Annotated in this window: 14 protein-coding genes and 1 pseudogene; 8 read left to right on the forward strand and 7 right to left on the reverse strand. The window is 53.3% G+C overall.

What is annotated here, in order from left to right; translation table 11 throughout:
- Positions 1–10 precede the first annotated feature (10 nt).
- The 4 genes from psbV to RHJ02_RS03110 all read left to right on the forward strand — a co-directional run bounded on the left by psbV (position 11) and on the right by RHJ02_RS03110 (position 5749).
- Entirely contained in the window at positions 11–502 is a 492-nt protein-coding gene (psbV, locus tag RHJ02_RS03095) for a photosystem II cytochrome c-550 (RefSeq protein WP_206201022.1), read from the forward strand.
- 29 nt (positions 503–531) lie between these two features.
- Entirely contained in the window at positions 532–1059 is a 528-nt protein-coding gene (gene psbV2 / locus RHJ02_RS03100; protein WP_310800445.1) for a photosystem II cytochrome PsbV2, read from the forward strand.
- 99 nt (positions 1060–1158) lie between these two features.
- On the forward strand, positions 1159–1497 hold the full coding sequence (gene petJ, locus RHJ02_RS03105) for a cytochrome c6 PetJ (protein ID WP_149820357.1): 339 nt from the start codon (positions 1159–1161) through the stop codon (positions 1495–1497).
- Positions 1498–1696: 199 nt separating this feature from the next.
- The gene (locus RHJ02_RS03110; RefSeq protein WP_310800446.1) at positions 1697–5749 is read left to right on the forward strand and encodes a GAF domain-containing protein; all 4053 of its coding nucleotides are present in this window, start codon (positions 1697–1699) and stop codon (positions 5747–5749) included.
- Here the strand turns inward: RHJ02_RS03110 and RHJ02_RS03115 are convergent.
- Genes RHJ02_RS03115 through rpsF form a run of 3 tightly spaced genes read right to left on the reverse strand, consistent with a single transcriptional unit; the run spans position 5746 to position 8680 of the window.
- The gene (locus RHJ02_RS03115; protein WP_206201026.1) at positions 5746–6615 is read right to left on the reverse strand and encodes an S-methyl-5'-thioadenosine phosphorylase; all 870 of its coding nucleotides are present in this window, start codon (positions 6613–6615) and stop codon (positions 5746–5748) included. The genes RHJ02_RS03110 and RHJ02_RS03115 overlap by 4 nt on opposite strands.
- Before the next feature lie 60 nt (positions 6616–6675).
- Positions 6676–8295 carry an ABC transporter substrate-binding protein gene (locus tag RHJ02_RS03120; protein WP_310438017.1) on the reverse strand — a complete coding sequence of 540 codons (1620 nt, stop codon included), beginning with the start codon at positions 8293–8295 and terminating at the stop codon, positions 6676–6678.
- A gap of 40 nt (positions 8296–8335) precedes the next feature.
- Positions 8336–8680: a 30S ribosomal protein S6 gene (gene rpsF / locus RHJ02_RS03125; protein WP_206201028.1), complete on the reverse strand. Its 345-nt coding sequence runs from the start codon at positions 8678–8680 to the stop codon at positions 8336–8338.
- A gap of 115 nt (positions 8681–8795) precedes the next feature.
- On the opposite strand from rpsF, the gene RHJ02_RS03130 reads away from it, so the two are divergent.
- Positions 8796–9605, forward strand: a complete 810-nt coding sequence (locus tag RHJ02_RS03130; protein ID WP_310743370.1) for a fumarylacetoacetate hydrolase family protein — start codon at positions 8796–8798, stop codon at positions 9603–9605.
- Positions 9606–9707: 102 nt separating this feature from the next.
- Here RHJ02_RS03130 and RHJ02_RS03135 read toward each other — a convergent pair.
- Positions 9708–10556, reverse strand: a pseudogene (locus RHJ02_RS03135) (IS630 family transposase).
- A 106-nt stretch (positions 10557–10662) separates the two neighbouring features.
- On the opposite strand from RHJ02_RS03135, the gene phoU reads away from it, so the two are divergent.
- The gene (gene phoU, locus RHJ02_RS03140) at positions 10663–11301 is read left to right on the forward strand and encodes a phosphate signaling complex protein PhoU (protein WP_206201030.1); all 639 of its coding nucleotides are present in this window, start codon (positions 10663–10665) and stop codon (positions 11299–11301) included.
- 132 nt (positions 11302–11433) lie between these two features.
- Positions 11434–13311: a caspase family protein gene (locus RHJ02_RS03145; protein WP_206201031.1), complete on the forward strand. Its 1878-nt coding sequence runs from the start codon at positions 11434–11436 to the stop codon at positions 13309–13311.
- On the opposite strand, the gene RHJ02_RS03150 is transcribed toward RHJ02_RS03145, so the two are convergent.
- Together RHJ02_RS03150 and yqeK are read right to left on the reverse strand one after the other, a co-directional pair.
- Positions 13308–14153: an ABC transporter permease gene (locus tag RHJ02_RS03150; RefSeq protein ID WP_149820969.1), complete on the reverse strand. Its 846-nt coding sequence runs from the start codon at positions 14151–14153 to the stop codon at positions 13308–13310. The two genes, RHJ02_RS03145 and RHJ02_RS03150, sit on opposite strands and share 4 nt — an antisense overlap.
- Before the next feature lie 45 nt (positions 14154–14198).
- Complete coding sequence (gene yqeK, locus RHJ02_RS03155; protein WP_310800447.1) at positions 14199–14849, reverse strand: bis(5'-nucleosyl)-tetraphosphatase (symmetrical) YqeK; 651 nt, start codon at positions 14847–14849, stop codon at positions 14199–14201.
- Positions 14850–15206: 357 nt separating this feature from the next.
- Between yqeK and RHJ02_RS03160 the strand changes: the two genes are divergently transcribed.
- Positions 15207–16778: a serine/threonine-protein kinase gene (locus RHJ02_RS03160; protein ID WP_310743371.1), complete on the forward strand. Its 1572-nt coding sequence runs from the start codon at positions 15207–15209 to the stop codon at positions 16776–16778.
- A gap of 37 nt (positions 16779–16815) precedes the next feature.
- On the opposite strand, the gene nrdJ is transcribed toward RHJ02_RS03160, so the two are convergent.
- Positions 16816–21180, reverse strand: coding sequence for a ribonucleoside-triphosphate reductase, adenosylcobalamin-dependent (nrdJ, locus tag RHJ02_RS03165; RefSeq protein WP_310800448.1), 4365 nt, complete (start codon positions 21178–21180; stop codon positions 16816–16818).
- Positions 21181–21202: the final 22 nt, after the last annotated feature.

Genomic DNA, 21202 nt, shown 5'->3' on the forward strand with positions numbered 1-21202 from the left:
TGGGAGAACTATGTTAAGAAAATCCATTTGGCTTGCGGTCGCCCTTTGCCTCTGCCTCTGGCAACTGACCCTAGGTACAGCACTGGCCGCTGAACTGACCCCTGACGTCCTGACCGTTCCCCTCAACAGTGAAGGAAAAACCATTACCCTGACGGAAAAGCAATACGTTGAGGGTAAGCGTCTCTTCCAGTATGCTTGCGCCTCCTGCCATGTGGGGGGGATCACCAAAACCAACCCCAATTTGGATTTGCGCACTGAAACCTTGGCTTTGGCCACACCGCCACGGGATAACATCGAAGGCTTGGTGGACTATATGAAAAACCCCACCACCTACGATGGTGAGCAGGAAATTGCTGAGGTGCACCCCAGTCTGCGCAGTGCCGACATTTTCCCGAAAATGCGCAACCTGACGGAGAAAGATTTGGTGGCGATCGCCGGTCACATCCTCGTCGAACCCAAGATTCTTGGGGATAAATGGGGAGGCGGTAAAATTTACTACTAGTCACAACTCAAGAAGGATCTTCCCAACTCATGCACCAACCTCACTCTCGGCTTCGGCTTGTTGTCTGGCTCTGCAGTGGCCTACTGTTCTTGCTGCTGGGCTGGGCGATCGCCCCGGCAACGGCGCTGGCGGCCTCTGGGGTAGATAACTATGTGATCCAATACCTGAAGGTCACAGATACGGTGGAACTGCCCCTCAATGACGGCGGTGAGACCAAAACCTTTACAGCCGTGGACTTGACCCGTGGGAAACGGCTCTTTGAGGAAAACTGCAAAAACTGCCACGTTGGCGGCAGTACACTCCCCAATCCGTTGGTCTCCCTCTCCCTGAAGGATCTCAAGGGAGCCACCCCTCCACGGGATACAATTACCAGTCTGGTGGCCTTCCAGCGATCGCCGAGATCGTACGATGGCAGCGAAGAGAGTTATTCCTGCCGCCGCGTGAGTGAGGACTGGTTGACCACGGAACAGCTTGAGACCTTAGCTGCCTTTATTTTGCGAGCGGCAGCCGTGGCGCCCGGTTGGGGCGTAGAAAGCTTTCCGGACAGTGTCCCCTAGGTTGGGAACTTTGCTACACTGACCTTTGGTGAACCTTGCACCCCTTGATTTTTGGGGCTTTATCCATACCCTGACGCATTCCATGAAAGGAGAACTCCGTTGAAAAAGCTATTCATTTGTGTTTGCGCGATCGCGATCGCGCTGTTTGTCAACCTCACCCCTGCGGCCTTTGCGGCAGATTTAGCCAATGGTGCCAAAGTCTTTAGCGGCAACTGTGCAGCCTGTCACATGGGGGGTGGCAATGTGGTGATGGCCAACAAAACCCTGAAAAAAGAAGCCCTTGAGCAATTTGGCATGTACTCCGAGGATGCCATTATCTACCAAGTGCAGCACGGCAAAAATGCCATGCCCGCTTTTGCTGGTCGTCTCACCGATGAACAAATTCAAGATGTGGCTGCCTACGTGCTCGATCAAGCCGCCAAGGGTTGGGCAGGCTAAGATTGCCACCGTCTGAAAAAACGATTGATGAAGGGTGTAGGCGTAGGTGCTACATCCTTTTTTTATTCTGTGACTGCCCTCCAAGTCCTGCAAAGATAGATGTTGTGTTCTGCATCCCCTAGGGAATCCTCTCTAGAACCAGTGCAATTCATATAATGATGAAAGACTTGCTCCTACAAAAAGGCGGTACACTTGGGCTATGCCTGCTGCCCCATTGCCAGCAAATGAACCGGAACGGCAACGTGCCCTTGAGCAGTATCGAGTCTTAGATACGCCTCCGGAACCGATCTTTGATGAAATTACGAATTTAGCGGCAGCCATTTGCGAAACCCCCATTGCTTTGATTAGTCTCATCGATCGCCAGCGGCAGTGGTTTAAGTCCAAGGTGGGGCTAGATGCCTGTGAAACCCCACGCAATATTGCCTTTTGTGCCCATGTGATCCTTCAGCCAGAACTGGTGGTGGTACCGGATGCTCGGCTGGATCCCCGCTTTGCCGATAATCCCGTTGTTACAGGGCCGCCCTATATCCGCTTCTATGCGGGGATGCCCTTGATGACGCCCGATGGCTATGGCATTGGTACCCTCTGTGTGGTGGACTATAAGCCGCGTGAGCTAAACCCCGTTCAACAGCAAACCCTGCGCACCCTTGCTCGCCAAGTCATTAGTGAACTGGAAATCCGCCATCACTTAGAGGTCACCCAGCAACAACTGGCCTACATTCAGCAGATGAGCAGCCTCCAAGAGGCGGTCTTCAATAGTAGTAATCACGCCATCATTGCCACCCGTACCGATGGCATTATCACGCTGCTGAATCGAGCCGCTGAGGAATGGCTGGGATATCCTGCCTCAGAACTGGTGGGTAAAGCAACGCCAGAACGTTTCCATGATCCTCAAGAGGTGGAGCGCTATGCCCAGATCCTCAGTGCGCAATTGGGAGAACCCATTCCTGCGGGGTTTGAGACTCTCGTGGCTCGGGCGCGGCGGGGCTTGGCCGATGAGCAGGAGTGGACATTTATACGACGGGATGGCTCTCGCTTCCCTGTGTCCCTGTCAGTCACCCCGATTCATGATAGCCAAGAGCAACTGATTGGCTTTTTGGAGTTAGCGGTTGATATTACCGACAAGAAGCAAATTGAGGCAGAGCTGCGACTGCGGGAGCGAGCGATCATTGCCAGTACTAATGGCATTGTGATTACCGACTACCGCCAACCCGATAATCCAATTATCTATGTGAACCCCGCCTTTGAGCGGATGACGGGATACCGAGCAACGGAGGTGATTGGCAAAAATTGCCGCTTTTTGCAGGGGCGCGATCGCCATCAACCGGGGGCTGAAGCCATTCGTAATGCCATTAAAAAAGGCCAATCCTGCCGGGTGGTGCTGCGCAACTACCGCAAAAACGGCCAACCCTTCTGGAATGAACTGGCCATCTCCCCGATTTATAACGAGTTTGGCGAAATTACCCACTACATTGGCATTCAAAGTGATGTCACCGAACGGCAGCGGGCACAGCTGTTTTTACAGCAGCAGGTGAAGCGCACGCTCCTGCTCAATCGCATTACTGAGGAAATTCGCCAGCAAATTGAACGGGAACACATCTGTCGTACAGCAGTGCAGCAGGTGGGAGCAACCCTCAATGTCAGTCGTTGCCTCTTATTTGTCTATCAGGAGAATGCCCCTTCGCCGATGGAATTGGTGGCAGAGTATTGTGCGCCGGGGGTGTCTTCCGTCAAGGAATGCCCTCTCGATTTGAGCCAGATGCGGGGACCGTTTTTGGAATCGGTTTTTGCCTCCGATGAGGTGTTTAGCTGCGAGGATGTGGCAACAGACAGTCGTCTAACCTCACTTCATGAGTACTGCGAAGCCCTGAGTGTGAAATCTGCGGTGATTGTGCGCACGGCCTATCGCAATCAAGCGAATGGTTTGCTCATTTTGCACCAGTGCGATCGCCAGCGGCGGTGGACGGCGGCCATTAAAAGTTTGCTCAAGAGTGTGGCGGCACAGGTGGGGATTGGCCTTGCCCAAGTACAACTTTTGGAACAGGAAACCCGCCAACGTCAGCAACTGCAACAGCAAATGCAGCGGGCATTACTCTTGAATCAAATTACCGAACAGATTCGCCAGAGCCTCGATACGGAAAGGGTGTTTGAAACAACCGTCACCCAAATTGGTCAGGCCTTTGGGGTCAGTCGCTGTTTAATTCATCGCTACGAGCCGGGGCCACCGCCGCGTATTCCCGATGTGGCTGAATACCTGCAACCGGGCTACCCCTCAATGAGGGGGGTCAGTGTGCCCGTGGAAAACAACCCCCACGCCTTGGAGGTTATCAGGAGTGATGCCGCCGTTGTTTCCCACGATGTGACTCAAGAGCCCCTACTTGGCAGTGCCATTGAGCTGTGTCATCAATTTCAAATCCAGTCAATGCTGGCTATTCGCACCTCCTATAAAGGCGTACCCAATGGCATTATTGGCCTGCATCAGTGCGATCGCCAGCGGCAGTGGACTCCCGATGAGATTGAACTTCTGGAAGCAGTGGCCGCGCAAGTGGGGATTGCGATCGCCCAAGCGGAACTCCTGCGCCATGAACAGCAGCAGCGCCAATTATTGGCTCAGCAAAACCAAGAACTCGAACAAGCCCGCCTGCAAGCAGAACTGGCCAACCGAGCCAAGAGTGAGTTTTTGGCCACCATGAGCCATGAGATCCGCACCCCCATGAATGCGGTTTTGGGCTTTACGAATTTGCTCTTGGATACGCCCCTCAATGAGCAGCAGCGGGACTTTTTGCAAACTCTACACCAAGCCGGCGAGGCACTCCTGACAATTATTAACGACATTCTTGACTTCTCGAAAATTGAATCGGGCAAACTGGTGCTAGAGCAGCAGCCCTTTGATGTGCGTGAGTGCGTGGAGGATGTCCTGAGCCTATTGGCCAGCAAAGCCGAGGAGAAGGAGTTAGAGTTACTTTACACCTGTACCCCCGAAACCCCTGCCCAAGTTAAAGGGGACGTGACCCGGCTACGGCAGATCCTCGTTAACCTAGTGGGCAATGGCATTAAGTTTACCCACGAAGGCCAAGTCGTCGTCCATGTGAGCGCGGTCAAGCACGAGGGCAAGGATTTTCTCCAATTTCAAGTTCAGGATACGGGCATTGGCATTCCTAGCGATCGCTTGGATCGGCTCTTCAAGCCCTTTAGTCAAGTGGATGCCTCGACGACGCGCGAGTATGGCGGCACAGGCCTAGGGCTAGTCATTAGCAAACGCCTCTGTGAGCTAATGGGCGGCGATATGTCCGTTGAGAGTACTGAAGGTCAAGGTACAACCTTTACCTTTACGATCCTCGCTGAGGGGCAAAAACCCTATGTACCGCCAACGCTTCATCCGGCTTTGGAGGGCAAGCGTGTCCTCGTTGTTGATGACAATGCCGCTAGCCGTGAGAATCTCTGCACATTACTGCAAAACTGGGGGATGGTGCCTATCGGGTATGGCAATCCCCAACTGGTTCTAGAGGCCGCTCCCCAGTGGGATTTGGCAGTAATTGATTTGAATATGCCCGAGATGACTGGGCTTCAGTTAGCAGAGCGGTTGCAATCAGAGCCGCACTTCAATCAACAGCCGATTATTTTGCTCACACCCCTGAGTTGGCTGGAAACCGCTAGTCGCAAGGAGTTGATCACAGCCCACGTCCCCAAACCCATTCGCCCTCTCACCCTACGGCAAACCCTAATTAAGACCCTTAGCAGTGAATCTGCAACTCAACCTGCCCTGACAAAAACAGGCATTGATCCCAACTTGGGCAGTCGCTTTCCGCTGCGTATCCTCCTTGCCGAGGATAATGCTGTTAACCAAAAGGTGGCACTGCATATTCTCAAGCGGATGGGGTACCGCGCTGATGTGGCGGCCAATGGCCTCGAGGTGCTTGAAGCACTGCAACAGCGCCCCTACGATGTTGTGCTGATGGATGTGCAAATGCCAAAGATGGATGGCCTCGAGACCACCGAACGCATCTGTGCCCAATGGCCTCCCAGCCAGCGTCCTTGGATTATTGCCATGACGGCAAATGCCCTAGCTGGCGATCGCGAACGCTGCTTTGCGGCGGGGATGGATGACTACATCAGTAAACCGATTAAAATTGAAGCCCTTGCCGCGGCCCTCAACCGCTGTCGCTGCCTCAGTCCCAAGACCACCTATCCGCAACTGTGTGAGCAGATCAGCTTTGAGGGTGATCAGAATACAGCAGAGTCTATGACCTAGAGATACTTAGCCAAGAGCAGATGCAGTTTCTCCTTGGTGGCTGCGGGTACCTTGTCAAGGGGAGTGAGAATGGCATTCTTTAAGGCACGGTGGGCTTTAGAGGCTGGTGGATTGGCATGGAGGCGTTTGACGGTTTCACAGATAATCGCTTGGGCATTTTTGACATTGCGCTGTAAGTTGTCAATAATCATCTCCACTGTGACTGAGTCATGCTCGGGGTGCCAGCAGTCGTAATCGGTAACGAGCGCCAGCGTTGCATAGGCAATCTCCGCTTCACGAGCCAGTTTGGCCTCCGGTAGATTCGTCATGCCAATTACGGTGCCGCCCCACGAGCGGTACAGGTTGGACTCTGCCAGCGTTGAGAAAGCAGGGCCTTCCATACACACATAGGTACCTTGGCGGTGAAGGGTGACATCGGGCAGGTTGAGATCGGCGATTGCATCCGCGAGAACGCCAGCAAGGGCAGGACACACCGGATCGGCAAAGCCAATGTGCGCCACAATGCCATCCCCAAAGAATGTGGAAATGCGGTTACGGGTACGGTCAATAAACTGATCGGGCACCACCATATCAAGGGGTTTCACCTGTTCCTGTAGGGAACCCACCGCAGACGCAGAAAGCAGGTACTCGACCCCAAGGGATTTGAAGCCATAGATGTTGGCACGAAAGGGAATCTCCGTCGGCAGTAGATGGTGATCGCGGCCATGACGTGCCAAAAAGACGACTGGAACCCCAGCAATCTTGCCGCAAATAAAGGCATCGGAAGGATCACCAAAGGGCGTAGTCAGACGTACCTCTTCGACATCGGTGAGGGCCTCCATCTTGTAGAGACCACTACCGCCAATAATGCCAATTTTTGCAGTCATGGAGATTCCTAAAACACCAATCGGCAATAGCTTAGCACTAGTTGCCCCAATTTTGATGGTTTAGAGGCTACCGAGGGGGTTGAACTGGTAGTTGGAGCCTTTAGGGCCATTGGGTCCCGGTGCTGCTTGCACCAGAGGAACTCGATCAAAGGTACCACTGGCGGTTTGCCCCTGAATTTGTACCCCTTGGCGGAGCAGTTGTTGGGTGCTGGCGCGATCGCCCCCTTGAACCATCGCTTGGGCAAGGGCTTGAGTTGCATCGTAGGCGGTTGTGGTGCGCCAACTAATTTGCCCCCGCCACGCTTGTGCGGCCTGCTGCGCAAAGGGATCATTGGGGTTAGTACTCCAAGGCACTGCTAGAATCATGCCATTGATGGCGCTATCCCCCTTGATCAGTAAATCAGGGCTGTAGAGTTGATCACTACCAAACAACTGCAGGGGGGTAGTTTGGGTTTGATTGGCAATAGCAAGGGCAACGGCATCATTCACCCGGGCGCGACTCATGGCCAAAATGACCACATTGGCTCCCGCTTGCTGTGCTGTGGTCATTGCTGTATTGGCATTAAAGCCGGGGGCGGCCACATCCATCTGTTGCACCACTTGCGCACCAAACCGAGGCAGAGCAGCGACTAATTTAGTTTTCAGTTCATCACTGTAGGGACTATCGCTGTTGTAGAGAACAGCCACTTTGGCATTAGGGACTTTTTTCGCAGCGGCTTGGGCGAGGGTATTGGCGGCATTGTCAAGGTAGGTATTGAGGAGTTGTTGCCCCTTTTCACTCAAAGATAGGGTTTGCACTTGAACCGTGCCGTTGTCTTGGGGGATGACATTCGTGGTCAGGGGAGAAAGGGCCGCAATCCCCGCTTGCTCATAAACCTGTAGAGCGGCACGACTATTGGCGTCGGTGCCATGACCCAGTACCCCTTGGATTGAACTGTTGATCAAATCTTCGGCCAAACTGGTTACACCATTGGGGCTGTTTTCATTGACAATGGCGACTTCAAGGGCACGACTGGGGCCACTGGCATTAAAGCGCTCTTGGTACTGAGCGACCCCCCGCAGAATTTCCTTGGCAGTATCGGGGCTAGTACCAATGGGAACAACGGTGGCCATCGTCATCGGATTGCCGGCTTGGCGGGCACGGGCATTGTTAAGATAAATGCGCGCCTCTGGATCATTGGGATCGAGGGTGACGAGTTCTTGATACTTGGCGATCGCCTGTGCCCAATCTCCCTGATCAAAGGCAAGGGCGGCTTCTTGCTTCAGGGCTGCTCGCTGCGGATTGGGTTCACTGATCAGGATGCGCTCCCCTTGGCTAATATAGGCTGTGTTGCGGGCAGTGGTTTTGCTCACCAAGTGGTTGCCACTGGTTGTCCCTCCTATCGGCAGTGGCGTAGTGCCGTTGCGGTTGGCAATAAAGATTCGATAGCCAAGGAAACCAATACCACCCGCGAGTAATAGAACCACCCCAAGGGCAGCAGCAACTAGCGGTAGTTTCCACTTTCCAGCCCCAGCAGCACTATTACCACTGGCAGGATTCATGGCCTCACGGGGTAGTCCACAGATGTCACAGTCGGGGCCAAAGTTTTCATAGGGGGGGTGGGCACCGCTGGCATTGGGGTAGGATTTACCGTTTTTAGGTACGCCATCGCACTTCCAAGAACCGGGAGATGGTGCCATGATGCCCCCCTTTCAAGTGAATTTGGATCAGTGTACTGTCCTAAGCACGGGCAAGAACAGGATTGTCGTCTTCGGCATCTTCGGTGTCGGCCTCTTCTTCAAGGACAATCGTCATGAAGCGGAGGATGTTTTCATTGAGGCGCATAGCGCGTTCTAGGGGGGCGATCGCCGTCCCAGCAGCGGTATAGGTCATCAGAATGTAGTAGCCCTCCCGCAGTTTCTTGATCGGGTAGGCAAACCGACGCTTGCCGCGATTTTGCACCTTAAGCTTTGTCGCACCCTGTTCTTCTAAAAAAGTGCGAAATTGGCTAATGGTTTGTTCCAGTTGTTCTTCGCCCACATCAGGACGAACAATATAGAGCGTTTCGTAGTTCCGTGTAATCACTGAGGTCAACTCCCTTTGGACAAATGGCCTTTTGACGGATGCAAAAAGCAAGGCTTTATAATTTTAGCACCGCAGTTTGCCATTCTTGGCAAGGAAAAAAGGGGACTAATTCACTATGGTGGAACGGTTTGTGCGGGTACAGACCACGGGGGGACAGATTCATTACGGCACACTGCAACTCAACCGCGAAGTGATGATTTGGGATGCGGCACCGTGGCTCCACGGCCAACCCACGAACCAAGTCCTCAGTCCCGATAGCTATCAACTCTTGGCTCCCTGCTCCCCCTCAAAAATTGTTGCTGTCGGACGCAACTATGTGAAGCACGCTGCCGAAATGGGCGATAGCGTGCCCCCTGAGCCATTAATTTTTCTAAAACCGCCGACAACGGTTCAAGCCCCCGGCTGTCCCATTTGGTATCCGCCCCAAGTAAAGCGGGTGGACTATGAGGGGGAATTGGCGGTGGTCATTGGTCGTCGTACCCGTGCCTGCCCTGAAAATGAAGCTCTTGAGCATATTTGGGGTTACACGATCGCCAACGATGTCACGGCTCGGGATCTGCAGCAGCGGGAGCAGCAATGGACGCGGGCCAAGGGGTTTGACACCTTTTGCCCCCTAGGGCCTTGGATTGTGCGAGAGGTTCCTAGCGATGCGCGGTTGCAAACCTTTATTAATGAGGCCGCGCAACCCGTCCAATCAGCAACGATTGATCAAATGGTTTTCTCACCCGCCAAGTTGGTGAGTTTCATTAGCTATGTGATGACACTGCTGCCGGGGGATGTGGTATTGACGGGGACACCCGCAGGAATTGGTGCATTACAGGTGGGCGATCGCGTGCGCGTCGAAATTGAAGGCATTGGCAGCCTCCTGTCGGTAGTCACAACACCGGAGACCCCTTGGACACCCTCCTTAGGTCGCGCCTATTAGGAATATCCCTCTTTAATGACTTTAGGCGGATGAAAAGACACATTGTCGGCTCCATTGATGCACCAGTGGACAGATATAGCTATTCCAATAAGGAATGAGATATCATCCAGCACAATACTTGCGAATCACTTCATCAATCGAACTGTTTGACCCTGCATACATCCGCGATCGCTTCAGCGCACTGAAGTCGTGCTCAATTACATTCAAATCAGGAGAGTATTTCGGTAAAAATAACACCTCGTGACCCGCCGCTTTGACCGCTTCCTGAATCACCCCTTTCGGATGAATCGGTGCATTATCCATCATCAACAACGACGGTCTCTTTAACGTCGGCAAACAGTACTGACTCAGCCAACTCACAAACCCTAACGCATTCAAGTATCCGCAAAACAGCATTGGGGCGATGAAGTCTTTCTGGTGTCTATACCGTCCTGCGACTCAACTCTCTCTTTTCTGACGCTTCCCCGCTCGCTCTCCATCAATTCGTTGGCCTCGCGCTGACCACCCATACTCACACTCTACTCGAGAGTCAAACCCCGTCTCATCGATATAGACTACCGTTTCCTCCCCATGGCTCTCTACCCATGTGTCGAGCTGTTGTTGATACGCTTGCCGCTCTTCTTCACACCGTTCTTGGTAACGCATCTGTTTTTTTTTTCGGGTGATGCCCATCTGGGCGAGGGCATAACTAATGGTGGAAACTTGAACGCCAAATCGCTGGGCACGGTCGATTAAACGGTCATCGGGATGGGCAGCAACATCGGCTGCTAAGGCCGCCCAATCCAGCTTCCAAGGACGACGGGGGACAACCGTGGGCGCTAAGTTCTCTCGCTTCAGCCAGCGATGGATGGTGGCGCGGCTCACCTGAAAAATTTGAGTCGCTTCACTGATTTTGCCACCTTGCTGGATGTAGGAGACAACCCGCTCTCGTAAGTCCAAGCTATAGCTCATATTCTTGAGTAACATTCATGACGCTTTGAGTATAGCCTATCCCTCTTGAAAATATCTCACTCTCTTTCGAAATAGCTATAATGTTACAAAGAGCTGGTCTGAGGCCGTGGCCACCCATTTTGAACGGCAATTACAACGTCTGCGCAGTGACTTGCTGCGACTGGGAACACTGGTGGAAAGTGCCTGTCAGTTGGCCTATGGTGTCTTGATTGAGCGACATCTCCTCAGTGTCGAGCAGTTGATCCAAAGGGAGCGGGACATTGACCGCAGCGCCCAAGAACTCAATCGTGAGGCGATCGCCCTGCTGACATTGCAAGCTCCTGTGGCCGAGGATCTCCGATTTTTGGTCATGCTCTCGCACCTCTGCCGCGATCTAGAGCGGATCGGCGATTATGCCCTTGAAATTGGCCGTGCGGGTCAAACGCTGCTGCGCTATCCACCCCCACCCTACCTTGAGGACATCCGCTTGATGTTCCAGCGATCGCAACTGTTACTATCGGAAGCCCTATCCGCCATTGCCAATTTGGATCCTGAGGTGGGGCTAGCCCTTGCCAACTGCGATGATGCCGTCGATGCCGACTATCAACGTCTTTATGAGCGACTCTGCACCCCTTTGGATCCGCAAGAACCAGTGGAATTGCGCTTAATCCTCCTGCTGCTGATTCGCAACCTAGAGCGCATTGGTGATCATGCGGTAACCATTGGCCAGCGCGTCTGCTTCATTGTGCGGGGGGAAGACCCCTAGGAAAAATTGACGTTTTATGCTCGCTGTGCGCTGAATTGCGTCCACAACCTTTGAGAATAGAACTAGTCCTAATTCATAAGTGTTGTCGTGCCTGTGCTCGAATCTGAGGATGGGCCTGTTGGGAGGTAAGGCATGAGGTTAAGCCGTCGTTCTTTTTTGTACGGTGCTGCGGCACTGACACTGATGCCGTGGGTTTGGCAAACGGCAGGCGGCTCCTTGGCAGACTCTCTTCGTCCGTGGCGAGCACTCCTGATTGGCATTAACCACTATCCCCAGTTAGTGGGTGTGCCCCCTTTAGGCGGTTGTCTAACGGATGTTGAGCTAGTGAAAAACCTATTGCTAGATGGCTGGGGGCTAGCGGACAGTGACATTACGCTACTGACGGAACAGGCGGCAACCCTCGATGCGGTTCAAGAAACCCTAGGGGTGCTGGAGCACGCGGGTCAGCCCCTGTTAGTTTACTTTAGTGGCTACGGCACGCTTTGGCAGCAACAACCAGCACTGGTTTTCGCCGATGCCACAGCAGCAGGTGAGGGCATCTTACCGCTTGCTGAATTACTGCGTACCAAAGGGGTACAGGTATGGCTCGACACCCGCTTTAGCCCGCCACCCATTGAGGGGGAGATGTTGCGCTGGCGATTTGTGCCGTTGCAGCCTGTAGAGAGCCGTGGCGCAGGCCGAGTTCCCAAGGATCATCTGCTTTGGGCCGATTTGGGGGTAGAAACGCACCTGAATGGCGTTCCTATGGGACTCTTTACTGCTAGTTTGAGCCATTATCTAGCGGCTTTGGGGGGCGATCGCCCTTTGGCGACGAGCCTGATGTACACCGCCGATGAACTGCGCTGGCAAACCGGGGCAGAAATTCATCTCGTCAGCGATAGCTTGCCGGGGAATGTCCCCCTATCCCACGGCTTTGACGGTGTGGTGCAAAGTACCGGTCACGATCGCGCCCTTCAGGTTTGGTGTGGCGGCCTCAGTCCTTGGCTATTAGCCCATTGTCATCCCCACAGTCGTTGGAGCACTGCTGACGGTGCCACGGTCGTTGACATGGTTAGTTTTAATGGCATCATGGCTCAGGGGGTAAGTGGTCAGCCCCTGCAAGTGGGCGATCGCCTCTATGAGCAACAACGGCGCCTAGGGAAAAATCTGCAGGTACAAGTGGCACTAGACCCCAAGCTGAGCAAAATTGAGCGCGTAGATGCCATCAATGCCCTGACCAACGAAGAGAACGTTGCTGTGCTCAACGGCAGTGAGTCGCTGCCAGATGTGGTTCTCACTAGAAGTGCCACAGGGGGTAGCTATGGATTGGAATGGCCGGTGGGAACATTGCTTCAACACAGTTGTAGTGGTACCAATGAAGCTGCTAAAGCCGGCATCCGCCGCTTGAACCCCCTGCTGAATGCCCTGCTGGCTCAAAAATGGCTGACACTGACCTTGAACCCCACCTCTAGTCAGGTGGCCGTGTGTACAACCCTTGAGCAACTATCGCCAATGGCAAAACTCTTAAGCCGCCAATCCCCACCCCGCAGCCCCAATCCCCTGCCAGATGTCCTGAGCACCAAGCTGCCAGCCACGAACTTAGACACGCCCCTCACCTTGGCCAAGGGGGATACTTGCCGCTGGAGCCTCTACAACTATGGCGATCGCCCCCTCAACATTGTCGCCTTTGCATGGGATAGCAGTCAGGGCATTCTCCTCCTGCCGCTGCAAACACAGTCGTGGCAGTTGGCGGTTGCGCCGGGCTTGAATATTCCCCTTTATACGTGGACGCTGAATCGCCCTTGCCAATGGCTGAAGGTTTTTATCATCAGCAGCCACCGCCCCCTGACTCGTTTTAGTCAACTGAGTAGCCACCCTAGCCATTCAGAGCCATTGCTAATTTCTGGTGAGGATAGTCTTGCCTTGGTTCTCGGTCTGCTAGGGGATCTCAGCAGTGAACCGGAAGGGAATGAGTTTTGCTTGGATGTGCGGGAGTGGTGTACCCAAGGCTTCACGCTGCGGGTGGTCTAGGCCAAGCGCCGCCGCAACAGGGGTTGAATGAGTAGGCTCATCCCCACGGCAACCGCCAAAAGAATCAGCAGCGCTGCTCCCAAGCTTAGGGATCCCCAAGGCGCTACCATGACCACATCACTAAACTGCCAGTCAGGATGTAAATAGACATAGCGAATCGGTTCAATCGCCAAACTGAGGGGGTTGAGGCTGGCAATCCACTGCAACCAGCGCGGCATAAACGACAGGGGCACCAAGGCAGTACTGGCAAAGAGTAACGGCAGGTTGATCACAAAAATCACCGCCAACAGTTCAATGTGACCGGGCAAGGCAAAGGTGAGTCCCAGACTTAGGGCTGTCACACCAAAAACCAAGATTAGTACGGTGGCCAAGACAACTCCAATGCCCGCTAAATTCGGTAGCCCCGTTCCTAGCAGCACCCCTAGGCTGGCGATCGCCACCACCTGAATCAAACTCAGGGTTGTGATGAACAAAGCCGAGGCCAACACAATTGAAAACCGCGAAGCCAATGGCGCCACCAACAGCCGATTCAAAAAGCCAAACTCACGGTCAAACATCACCGGCAGCCCCGCATTGAGGGCGCCACTAAAGGCGGTAAAGACAATAATACCGGCACAGAGAAACTGACCATAATTGGTACTCTCGCCAAACAGACCCTGCGGCACATTCTGGAAGAGGGCACCAAAGAGGATCAGCCAAATCAAGGGTTGTACCACCCCCGCCACCAGTGTTGAAGGGCGCCGTTGCAGTTGGATAAACAGGCGACGGGTCAAAGCGAGCGTTTCCTGAATGAATTCACCTGAGAAAATACCGGGAACAGCCCTTGCTGAAGCGGTGGTCATAACGCAACTCCGAGATCAAACCTGTTTTCTAGGGTAGCAAGGCCTCTAAACCTTGGCGGCGCCTTTCTTTTCGCTCTTTTTCGGTTTTGCTGGTGCCACCTGCATTGCCCAGTTGCGGGTGAGGATCATGCGGGGGTGAATTAAACGGTGCTGGCCAACCAACCACAACAGCGTGCGATCGCACACCCGCCACACCGCCTCCTGTAAATTTTGGTGAGCCACCTTGCGCAATTCCTCTAGCTCTACCGTCTGGCCTCGCCCCGGCTCCAAGCTATCCGCCAGAAACACAACACAACTCAAGGCATCCATTCCCGGTTGACCCAAGGTATGGTTGGCAACGGCTGCTAAGACCTGTTCATCGGTAATACCAAATTGCTGTCGCGCCACAAGGGCACTCACATCCGCGTGAAGCAGGTGGGGATCCGCCTCATCCACCTCCGTAATCGGCAGCCCCGCCTCCCGTGCCATGCTCAATAGCCGCTCCGGCGGAAAGTACTTTGCCAAATCGTGTAATAACCCCGCCCACGCCGCCCGATCCACATCCAAGCCATGGTGGAGAGCCAGCTCCGCCGCCATCGTTTCTACCCGCAGGATATGTTGGAGTCGGGGTGCCGGCACATTCTCCGTCAACCACGCCAAAACCTGCTGGCGATCGCACAGCGAATCTTTAGCATCAGTTGTCACAAGCGGGGTCATAGCCAAAGCCACAGCAGGGATGATGAAGTGCTACCCTTGTATCATACCGAAGGCTCTTTTCACAAGGTTGGGAAACTCTTGAAACCGTCAAAGCAACTGTAGAGCAGGATAAACTTTCTCCTTATGCATCCCATATTTTTTTTAAGAAAAGGCTGTAAGCGTTTTGTCCAACTTCCGTAATTTCACGGATAGGGTAAGGCAAAGAAAAAAGAGTATCGTAAAAGTACGGAGTCGTCCTGTGGAAGCTATTGAATCATACTAGCGGTGGGGGCACATTCCTGTGAGCTGTGACTTGAAAACAGGTCACCCTATCACCCTTCCCCCTGTTGAACGTGCTGTTCATCCCCTTGGCTGCTTATGAGTTACTGCCTAAACCCAAACTGTGTCAAGCCAGAAAACCCCGATGATGTAGAGGTTTGCCAATCCTGTGGCAGCAAATTGTTGCTCAACGATCAATACAAAGCCATTAAAGTGCTGGGGCGAGGGGGGTTTGGCACGACCTTCTTGGCGATTGATACAAAGTTGCCCGGCAATCCCAGTTGTGTGATTAAACAATTACGGCCAGCCGCCACCGCCCCCCATATCTTGGCTATGGCGCGGGAACTCTTTTTGCGGGAAGCGACCACTCTCGGCAAAGTTGGCAACCACCCCCAACTGCCGCGTCTGCTTGGCTACTTTGAAAATGAAAATGAGTTCTATCTCATCCAAGAATATGTGGGTGGCCTCACCCTGCAACAGGAGGTCAAACGCTTTGGCCCCAAAAGCGAAGAAGAGGTGAAGCAGGTTTTGCAGGAAGTGCTGCCCATCCTTGATTACCTACACAAAAATGGTGTGATCCACCGTGACATTAAGCCTGCCAACTTGATCCGCCGTGATATTGACAACAAGCTAGTGCTCATTGACTTTGGTGCAGTCAAAGACAAAGTCACCCAGGCGATGGTGGAAAATGCCCCAGAGCTATCCACATTTACCAGCTTTGCCGTGGGAACGCCCATGTATGCGCCGCCGGAGCAAATGGCCATGCGTCCCATCTATGCCAGCGATATTTACGCTCTGGGTGTCACTTGTGTTTATCTGCTCACTGGTAAATCACCCAAAGAGATTGAGCGAGATCCGCACACGGGGGAATGGCATTGGAAGCGCTACGTCAAAAATATCTCCCCTGAGTTTGCCGCTCTCCTCGACAAAATGCTGGAGGATAGCGTTAAAAACCGTTACCAAAGCGCGATCGATGTCCTAGCCGATCTCCAGCTCCTTGATTGCCAAGAAACACCTGCGCTGGCTGCCCCTACCGTTACAGCAGAGGATGATGACCTCAGTAATGCCCTTGCAGCCCCTCCCAGCCAAGGCCGACCCCGTGGATCAGCTCAGTCCTCTAGTTATGCCTCCTCTGTGCGTCAAAATGCTGCAGCAGCTCGGTTGCGGCAATCGCGGATGACAGGATCTCCATGGGGTGGGCCGCCAGTTGTGGGGGTAGGCTCGGGTCAGCATCTGCGCCCCAAAGTCACCGTACGGATGACGGCTGCCCAAGTGCTAACGGCCTATAAGCGGGGAGAACGGGATTTTGTGGATGTCGATCTCTCCAATGTGGTATTGCGCAATGCCGATCTCTCCGGTGCCAATTTTGCCAATGCCAATTTTACCAATGCTGATTTGAAGGGTTGTATCCTCACCAATGTGGTCTTGCGGGAAGCCAATCTTCAGGGGGCCAACCTGAGTGATGCCAATCTCTGCGGTGCCTATCTGGTGCAAGCCAACTTTGAGCGGGCAAATTTGAAGGGAGCAAAATTGCAGGATGCCTCGATCTCAGGAGCCAACTTTACCGGTGCCGATATTTCTGGGGCAGACTTCAGTATGGTCTCTGGAATGGTTCAAGGCCAACTCGATCGCGCCAAAAAGAATTGGTTTACAAAGTTGCCTAAATACTAAACCCGAACTCAATCAGGGGGGCATCCCCCCAGCTGTCCTAGGATGTGAGACACTTGTCGGAGTCACAGCCGGCAGGCCCTGCTTCCATCACGGGCTGGGTATAGCGGGAAAGGGCTGCATGGAAATCATGGATCCGCTTGCGCCGAGCAACCGCAGCGACTTCTTGCTCGTACCGTTCTTTGCTAATGGGCTCAAAGGGCAGACGCGGGAATGTTTCATGGGCATCAAAGCGTGCCAAGAGCGCCGCAGAGATATACCCTTGATCCTGCTGAATCGCCGTGTAAATTGCCGTGGCAAGGGGTTCGACTTCAGGTTCCCGTAGCTCAATGGTGGCACTGGTGTTGTGGGTGGTGTAGTGCTGCTGCACCTGCATATAGAAGTCAAACTGCGCCAAGGCCGAAAACTGGCTAATATCAATCGTGTCTGCCCCCGGCAGATCTGCCCAAGAGACGGCAACGGGAATTTCCACTAGCCACTCGGTACACCGTGGATCAAAGGGATCATCAAGAAGTTTCCCTGTCTCATCCTTATCGGACTGGGAGGGAATGATATTGTAGCCAAAGTCATAGCAGGCCATGGCCACGGGGTCGCCCTTGCGGAAGGTAATCCGTCGAATAAAGCGTTGGGCTTTGGGGGGATGCCAGCCGGGAGAGGCACCCGTCAACAGGGATTTGGTACCGGAGGGTTGGACGGTGGTACAGCGATTGGGGCGCTTGAGGCCGTGGCGATCGCAATACTCCCAGACGGTCTCATGGACAATTTGCCGCCAGTGTTGTAGGAAGGCTGCCTCTTGGGCTTTGAATTCGCGCCCTTGGGGGGTATCCGGTCGTCCTGCGGCCCACCATTCCAGCCAAGGCACACCAAAGGCATGAACACAGAAGTCAAATAGCCCCGTAAAACTGACGCCAACAATGGGATCAATCGCGCGGGAGTATTGATAGCGATCGACAACAAAGCGATGGTTCAACAGCGCTGCCACTGAGACCGCACCAGCCTTGAAGGCTTTTTCCTGTGTGATCGTATCCGCTGGATCAATTTGATTCAGGTGGATTTCCGCAAGGTTGCAGTGGAAATCAGCACCAATAATTTCACCGCAATTGTGAGCAACAAAGCCATTGGCATCAAAGCAATTCGGGCCGGGCACGGTACAGTCATACACTGGCTCAATGCCATCGGGAGTAATTGACTCAACGACAACTGTAAAGCGTTCGGGAGGTAAGGAGTCATTATGGGCGATCGCCCCCAATTCCAGAACCCGAGCCAGCGTTGTGAGATTATCCCCTTGGATAACTAGGGATGATTCTGCAACCACCGAAACGATTCCCAAACGCAGTAGCATGCGCTGAATAAGTGAGGCTAGTTGTCGATCCCCCAGTGTGACATGCAGCCGTGGTATTGATGTTAACTGAGTCGTAACGAAAATCTCTCGGAGGAACCCGCAGTAGAATGCATAGCTGCCTTCCTCGATCGTGATTAGGCGAAAGTTCTTTTCTAAGCTATGGGGGAGTACAGCTATCCAGTCGTTTTGGCGGTGTTTAATCCCTGTGAAACAGCCTGCTGCTTGGGTTTGCACAGCAGTGCTTCCTATGGCAACTTGATAAAGGGCTTGAGCGGCGTAACGGCCTTCTTCCCAAGTTCCCTTACCACCCCAAGGGGTTAGATCACGGTGATTGTGCAAAAGAAGGCGATCGCCCGCGTGTAATTGACCTGCTTCTACCCATTCCGTGTATTGTCTTTTCGGGGTTTGGGCGGTCACTTTCAGCAAACGATGGTTCGCGGTGAGCCGTAGGGTATAGCCTTCACGGGTGGTAAGTTTGAGAACTGGCTGGATACCACTCAGGAAAAAGCCAGCGGCGGTGGTACTAAACAATTCGCCATTGACATAGGTGCCGTGCTGTTGGCCGATCAAATCTTTGACTTGACGCGGCCCTGCTTCTGTGAGTACCCACGTATCGCTTGTAACACAGGGATTGAGGCCATAACGACCCAAGCGGTGAGCCAGCTCCCGCTGATCGATAGTGGGCAACAGTTGCCGCAAAAACGCCTCCCCCTGTTGATTTTCATAGGCACGGAGGAAGGCCTGCTTGAGATCCGCTGTAGTCAAAAGATCGGCATTGGCGCGGGCGATCGCCTCCCCGGCCCATTGAATGGCACCTTCTCCTGAATAGAACTGACTGCGCACGGCATTGATACATTCCTCGAGACTGGGCTTGGTGTGAAAGACACGGGTGTGGTTGGCCATCCGCAGCGCATCCCGCTTCGGATCAATTCGCCAATTGCCTTGCTCATCCTGTTGCCAGAGATTTTGTTTAGCGTGGGCAAAAGCCTCATCCTCACTTGCCCCCTGACGCATACCAGCGCTGTTGTGCATCAGATAACCATCACAGTAAAAACAGTGGGCATCTTCGACCTCAATATCATAGGTCTGAACATAGTCATAGCTGCCTAGTTCTTTTACTGTTACGGGAATATCAAGACTAACTTCAGCTTCAGCAATATACCTCTTGTAATTGGTATCCACGCTTCGGGAACCTTCAAAACCCATTTCCTGCATTTGGCTATAGGTATAGGTTTCCCGCATCATAGTTGCAGGAATTGTAAAGCCATCGGCTTCCTGTCCTTGATGAATTTGGCCTTTCAAGGAATACGGTGCAATGAGACTGTTGTAGCGAGCCTTAAAAGCCGGTAGTTTAAGGTGATATTTGAGTTGCCAATGCTCTTTTTGGGGGAGTGTGACACCGATTCGAGTAGCAATTCCCAAACTAGATAAAAGAGCGCTAACTTGACGAGCAAATTTAGGATATACAGTCGTTAATAGGTAAGGTGGCCGCCCACAGGCAGAACCGTCACTATCCACTAGACCTGCTAAGTAAGCGCAACGCACCTCAACCGTTCCCTGCAAGATAAAGCTAGGGACTTCTAACGGTTGTTTAGGTTGCTTAATATAGCGGTGAAAGTATTCTGCAAGATGAATAGAGGTTACTCGCGATCGCAAGGTATTCTCACCTTCAATACACTCTTGTCTGGCTTGTACACCGAAGAGAGTAAGAGCACAGTTGATTTTAGTATGAATCTGCTGAGCAAGCTTGGAATCTAAACTGTTGTAAACCCAACAAATGCTACCAAAGGGTTTGTTGTACTTGTTGCGTCCCAAGCTAACATAACCATCCCCGTGGGTAAAGCCAATTAACCAAGCAACATCAGCCGTCAGTTCTGGAATAGTGATTGCTTGAGAAGTATGACTACCGCGTGGTCGAGAATCAGTCAAGTCTGATGGCAAATGAGTAACTGTACCGGGTAAAACTTGAGTGTTGTGAAGCAGGCGATCGCCCGGGTTTAAGGCATTGACAAATTTCCAGTGAATTCCCCCTGAAACATCCGCAAGAGTTGCAATCCGATGGTTTAGGGTAGCTCGCAGCAAGGGACCATTGGTTATTACTTCATAAGCCTCTTGGTAGCCTTGGTCAAATTTCTGGGTTACTTGCCGAAACCCTAAGGGCGTTTGCACCCAGTCCCCCACTTGGATGTCTTTGATCGGGATCAGTCCCTTGCTTGTGTGTACCAAAGCATCCTCAGGCAAACAACGCCTCACATTGCCAGCAACAACCACAACGGCTGCCTCATCAATCAGCAGACAACACTCCACAGAGGTCAACTGGCGACCCACCGCCGCATTCAACAGTGCCGCGCAGCGATGGTAGAGGTCTGGCAGCTTTACTGGGTTGGCAACTCCCCCAAACCCCTTGAGCCGCTCACCGGTGGGACGCACATCACTAATGTCAATCGTCACCTGAACTAAACCACCGAGTTGAGGGTTGCTGGCGAGTTCAAGCAGCGTTTGGTAGGACTTCACCCACCCTTGGCGGCTATCCCCCACTTTGATGTGACAGGTCTGCCCCGTGAGTATTACAGTTGTTTGCTCTTGACGCGCTTCCTTGGGGGTTTGACCAATTTGACCAATGACAGTCACCTCAAGGCGATTGCAAATCGGCGGCAACTGGGAGATGTATTTCTGCTCTAGGATCGCCCCTGTGCCACAGCCCTGCATGGCCAGATCCATCATCAGGCCAAAGGAATCCCAATCCACGACATTGGTGCTGGTGCAGTTGTAGGCACCGGAAAAGTTCTCGGGCTGGCGCACCCAATCCGTTCCTCCGACCCACAGCCAGCGCCCAGAGGGCAACGCCTTTAGCGCCTGCTGCATTTCCCGAAGAAGGGCAACTTCTGCTGCAGTGAGGTGCCCCACTTCCTGTAGTCCTTGCAGGGTGCGATCGCACACCTGTTGCCAATTTTCCCGCTCACCCGCTTCATTTTGGCGGCTGTAGGTGCGGTAAAACACGGGATAGGCGGTGGGAGCCGTAGCGGGGAAGCTAGTTTGAGGACGGGGAGGATTTTGCACCATAGGGGCAGGACTCAATGGCGGA

The organism is Thermosynechococcus sp. TG215 (assembly GCF_031583455.1).
Lineage (GTDB): Bacteria > Cyanobacteriota > Cyanobacteriia > Thermosynechococcales > Thermosynechococcaceae > Thermosynechococcus.

What these genes read in the sequence shown, in the direction of transcription:
- RHJ02_RS03115 (WP_206201026.1), bottom strand. Translation starts at nt 6,615, where the DNA reads ATGACTGCAAAAATTGGCATTATTGGCGGTAGTGGTCTCTACAAGATG.
- RHJ02_RS03145 (WP_206201031.1), top strand. Translation starts at nt 11,434, where the DNA reads ATGAGGTTAAGCCGTCGTTCTTTTTTGTACGGTGCTGCGGCACTGACA.
- psbV (WP_206201022.1), top strand. Translation starts at nt 11, where the DNA reads ATGTTAAGAAAATCCATTTGGCTTGCGGTCGCCCTTTGCCTCTGCCTC.
- RHJ02_RS03120 (WP_310438017.1), bottom strand. Translation starts at nt 8,295, where the DNA reads ATGGCACCATCTCCCGGTTCTTGGAAGTGCGATGGCGTACCTAAAAAC.
- yqeK (WP_310800447.1), bottom strand. Translation starts at nt 14,849, where the DNA reads ATGACCCCGCTTGTGACAACTGATGCTAAAGATTCGCTGTGCGATCGC.
- RHJ02_RS03150 (WP_149820969.1), bottom strand. Translation starts at nt 14,153, where the DNA reads ATGACCACCGCTTCAGCAAGGGCTGTTCCCGGTATTTTCTCAGGTGAA.
- RHJ02_RS03110 (WP_310800446.1), top strand. Translation starts at nt 1,697, where the DNA reads ATGCCTGCTGCCCCATTGCCAGCAAATGAACCGGAACGGCAACGTGCC.
- psbV2 (WP_310800445.1), top strand. Translation starts at nt 532, where the DNA reads ATGCACCAACCTCACTCTCGGCTTCGGCTTGTTGTCTGGCTCTGCAGT.
- RHJ02_RS03130 (WP_310743370.1), top strand. Translation starts at nt 8,796, where the DNA reads ATGGTGGAACGGTTTGTGCGGGTACAGACCACGGGGGGACAGATTCAT.
- RHJ02_RS03160 (WP_310743371.1), top strand. Translation starts at nt 15,207, where the DNA reads ATGAGTTACTGCCTAAACCCAAACTGTGTCAAGCCAGAAAACCCCGAT.
- nrdJ (WP_310800448.1), bottom strand. Translation starts at nt 21,180, where the DNA reads ATGGTGCAAAATCCTCCCCGTCCTCAAACTAGCTTCCCCGCTACGGCT.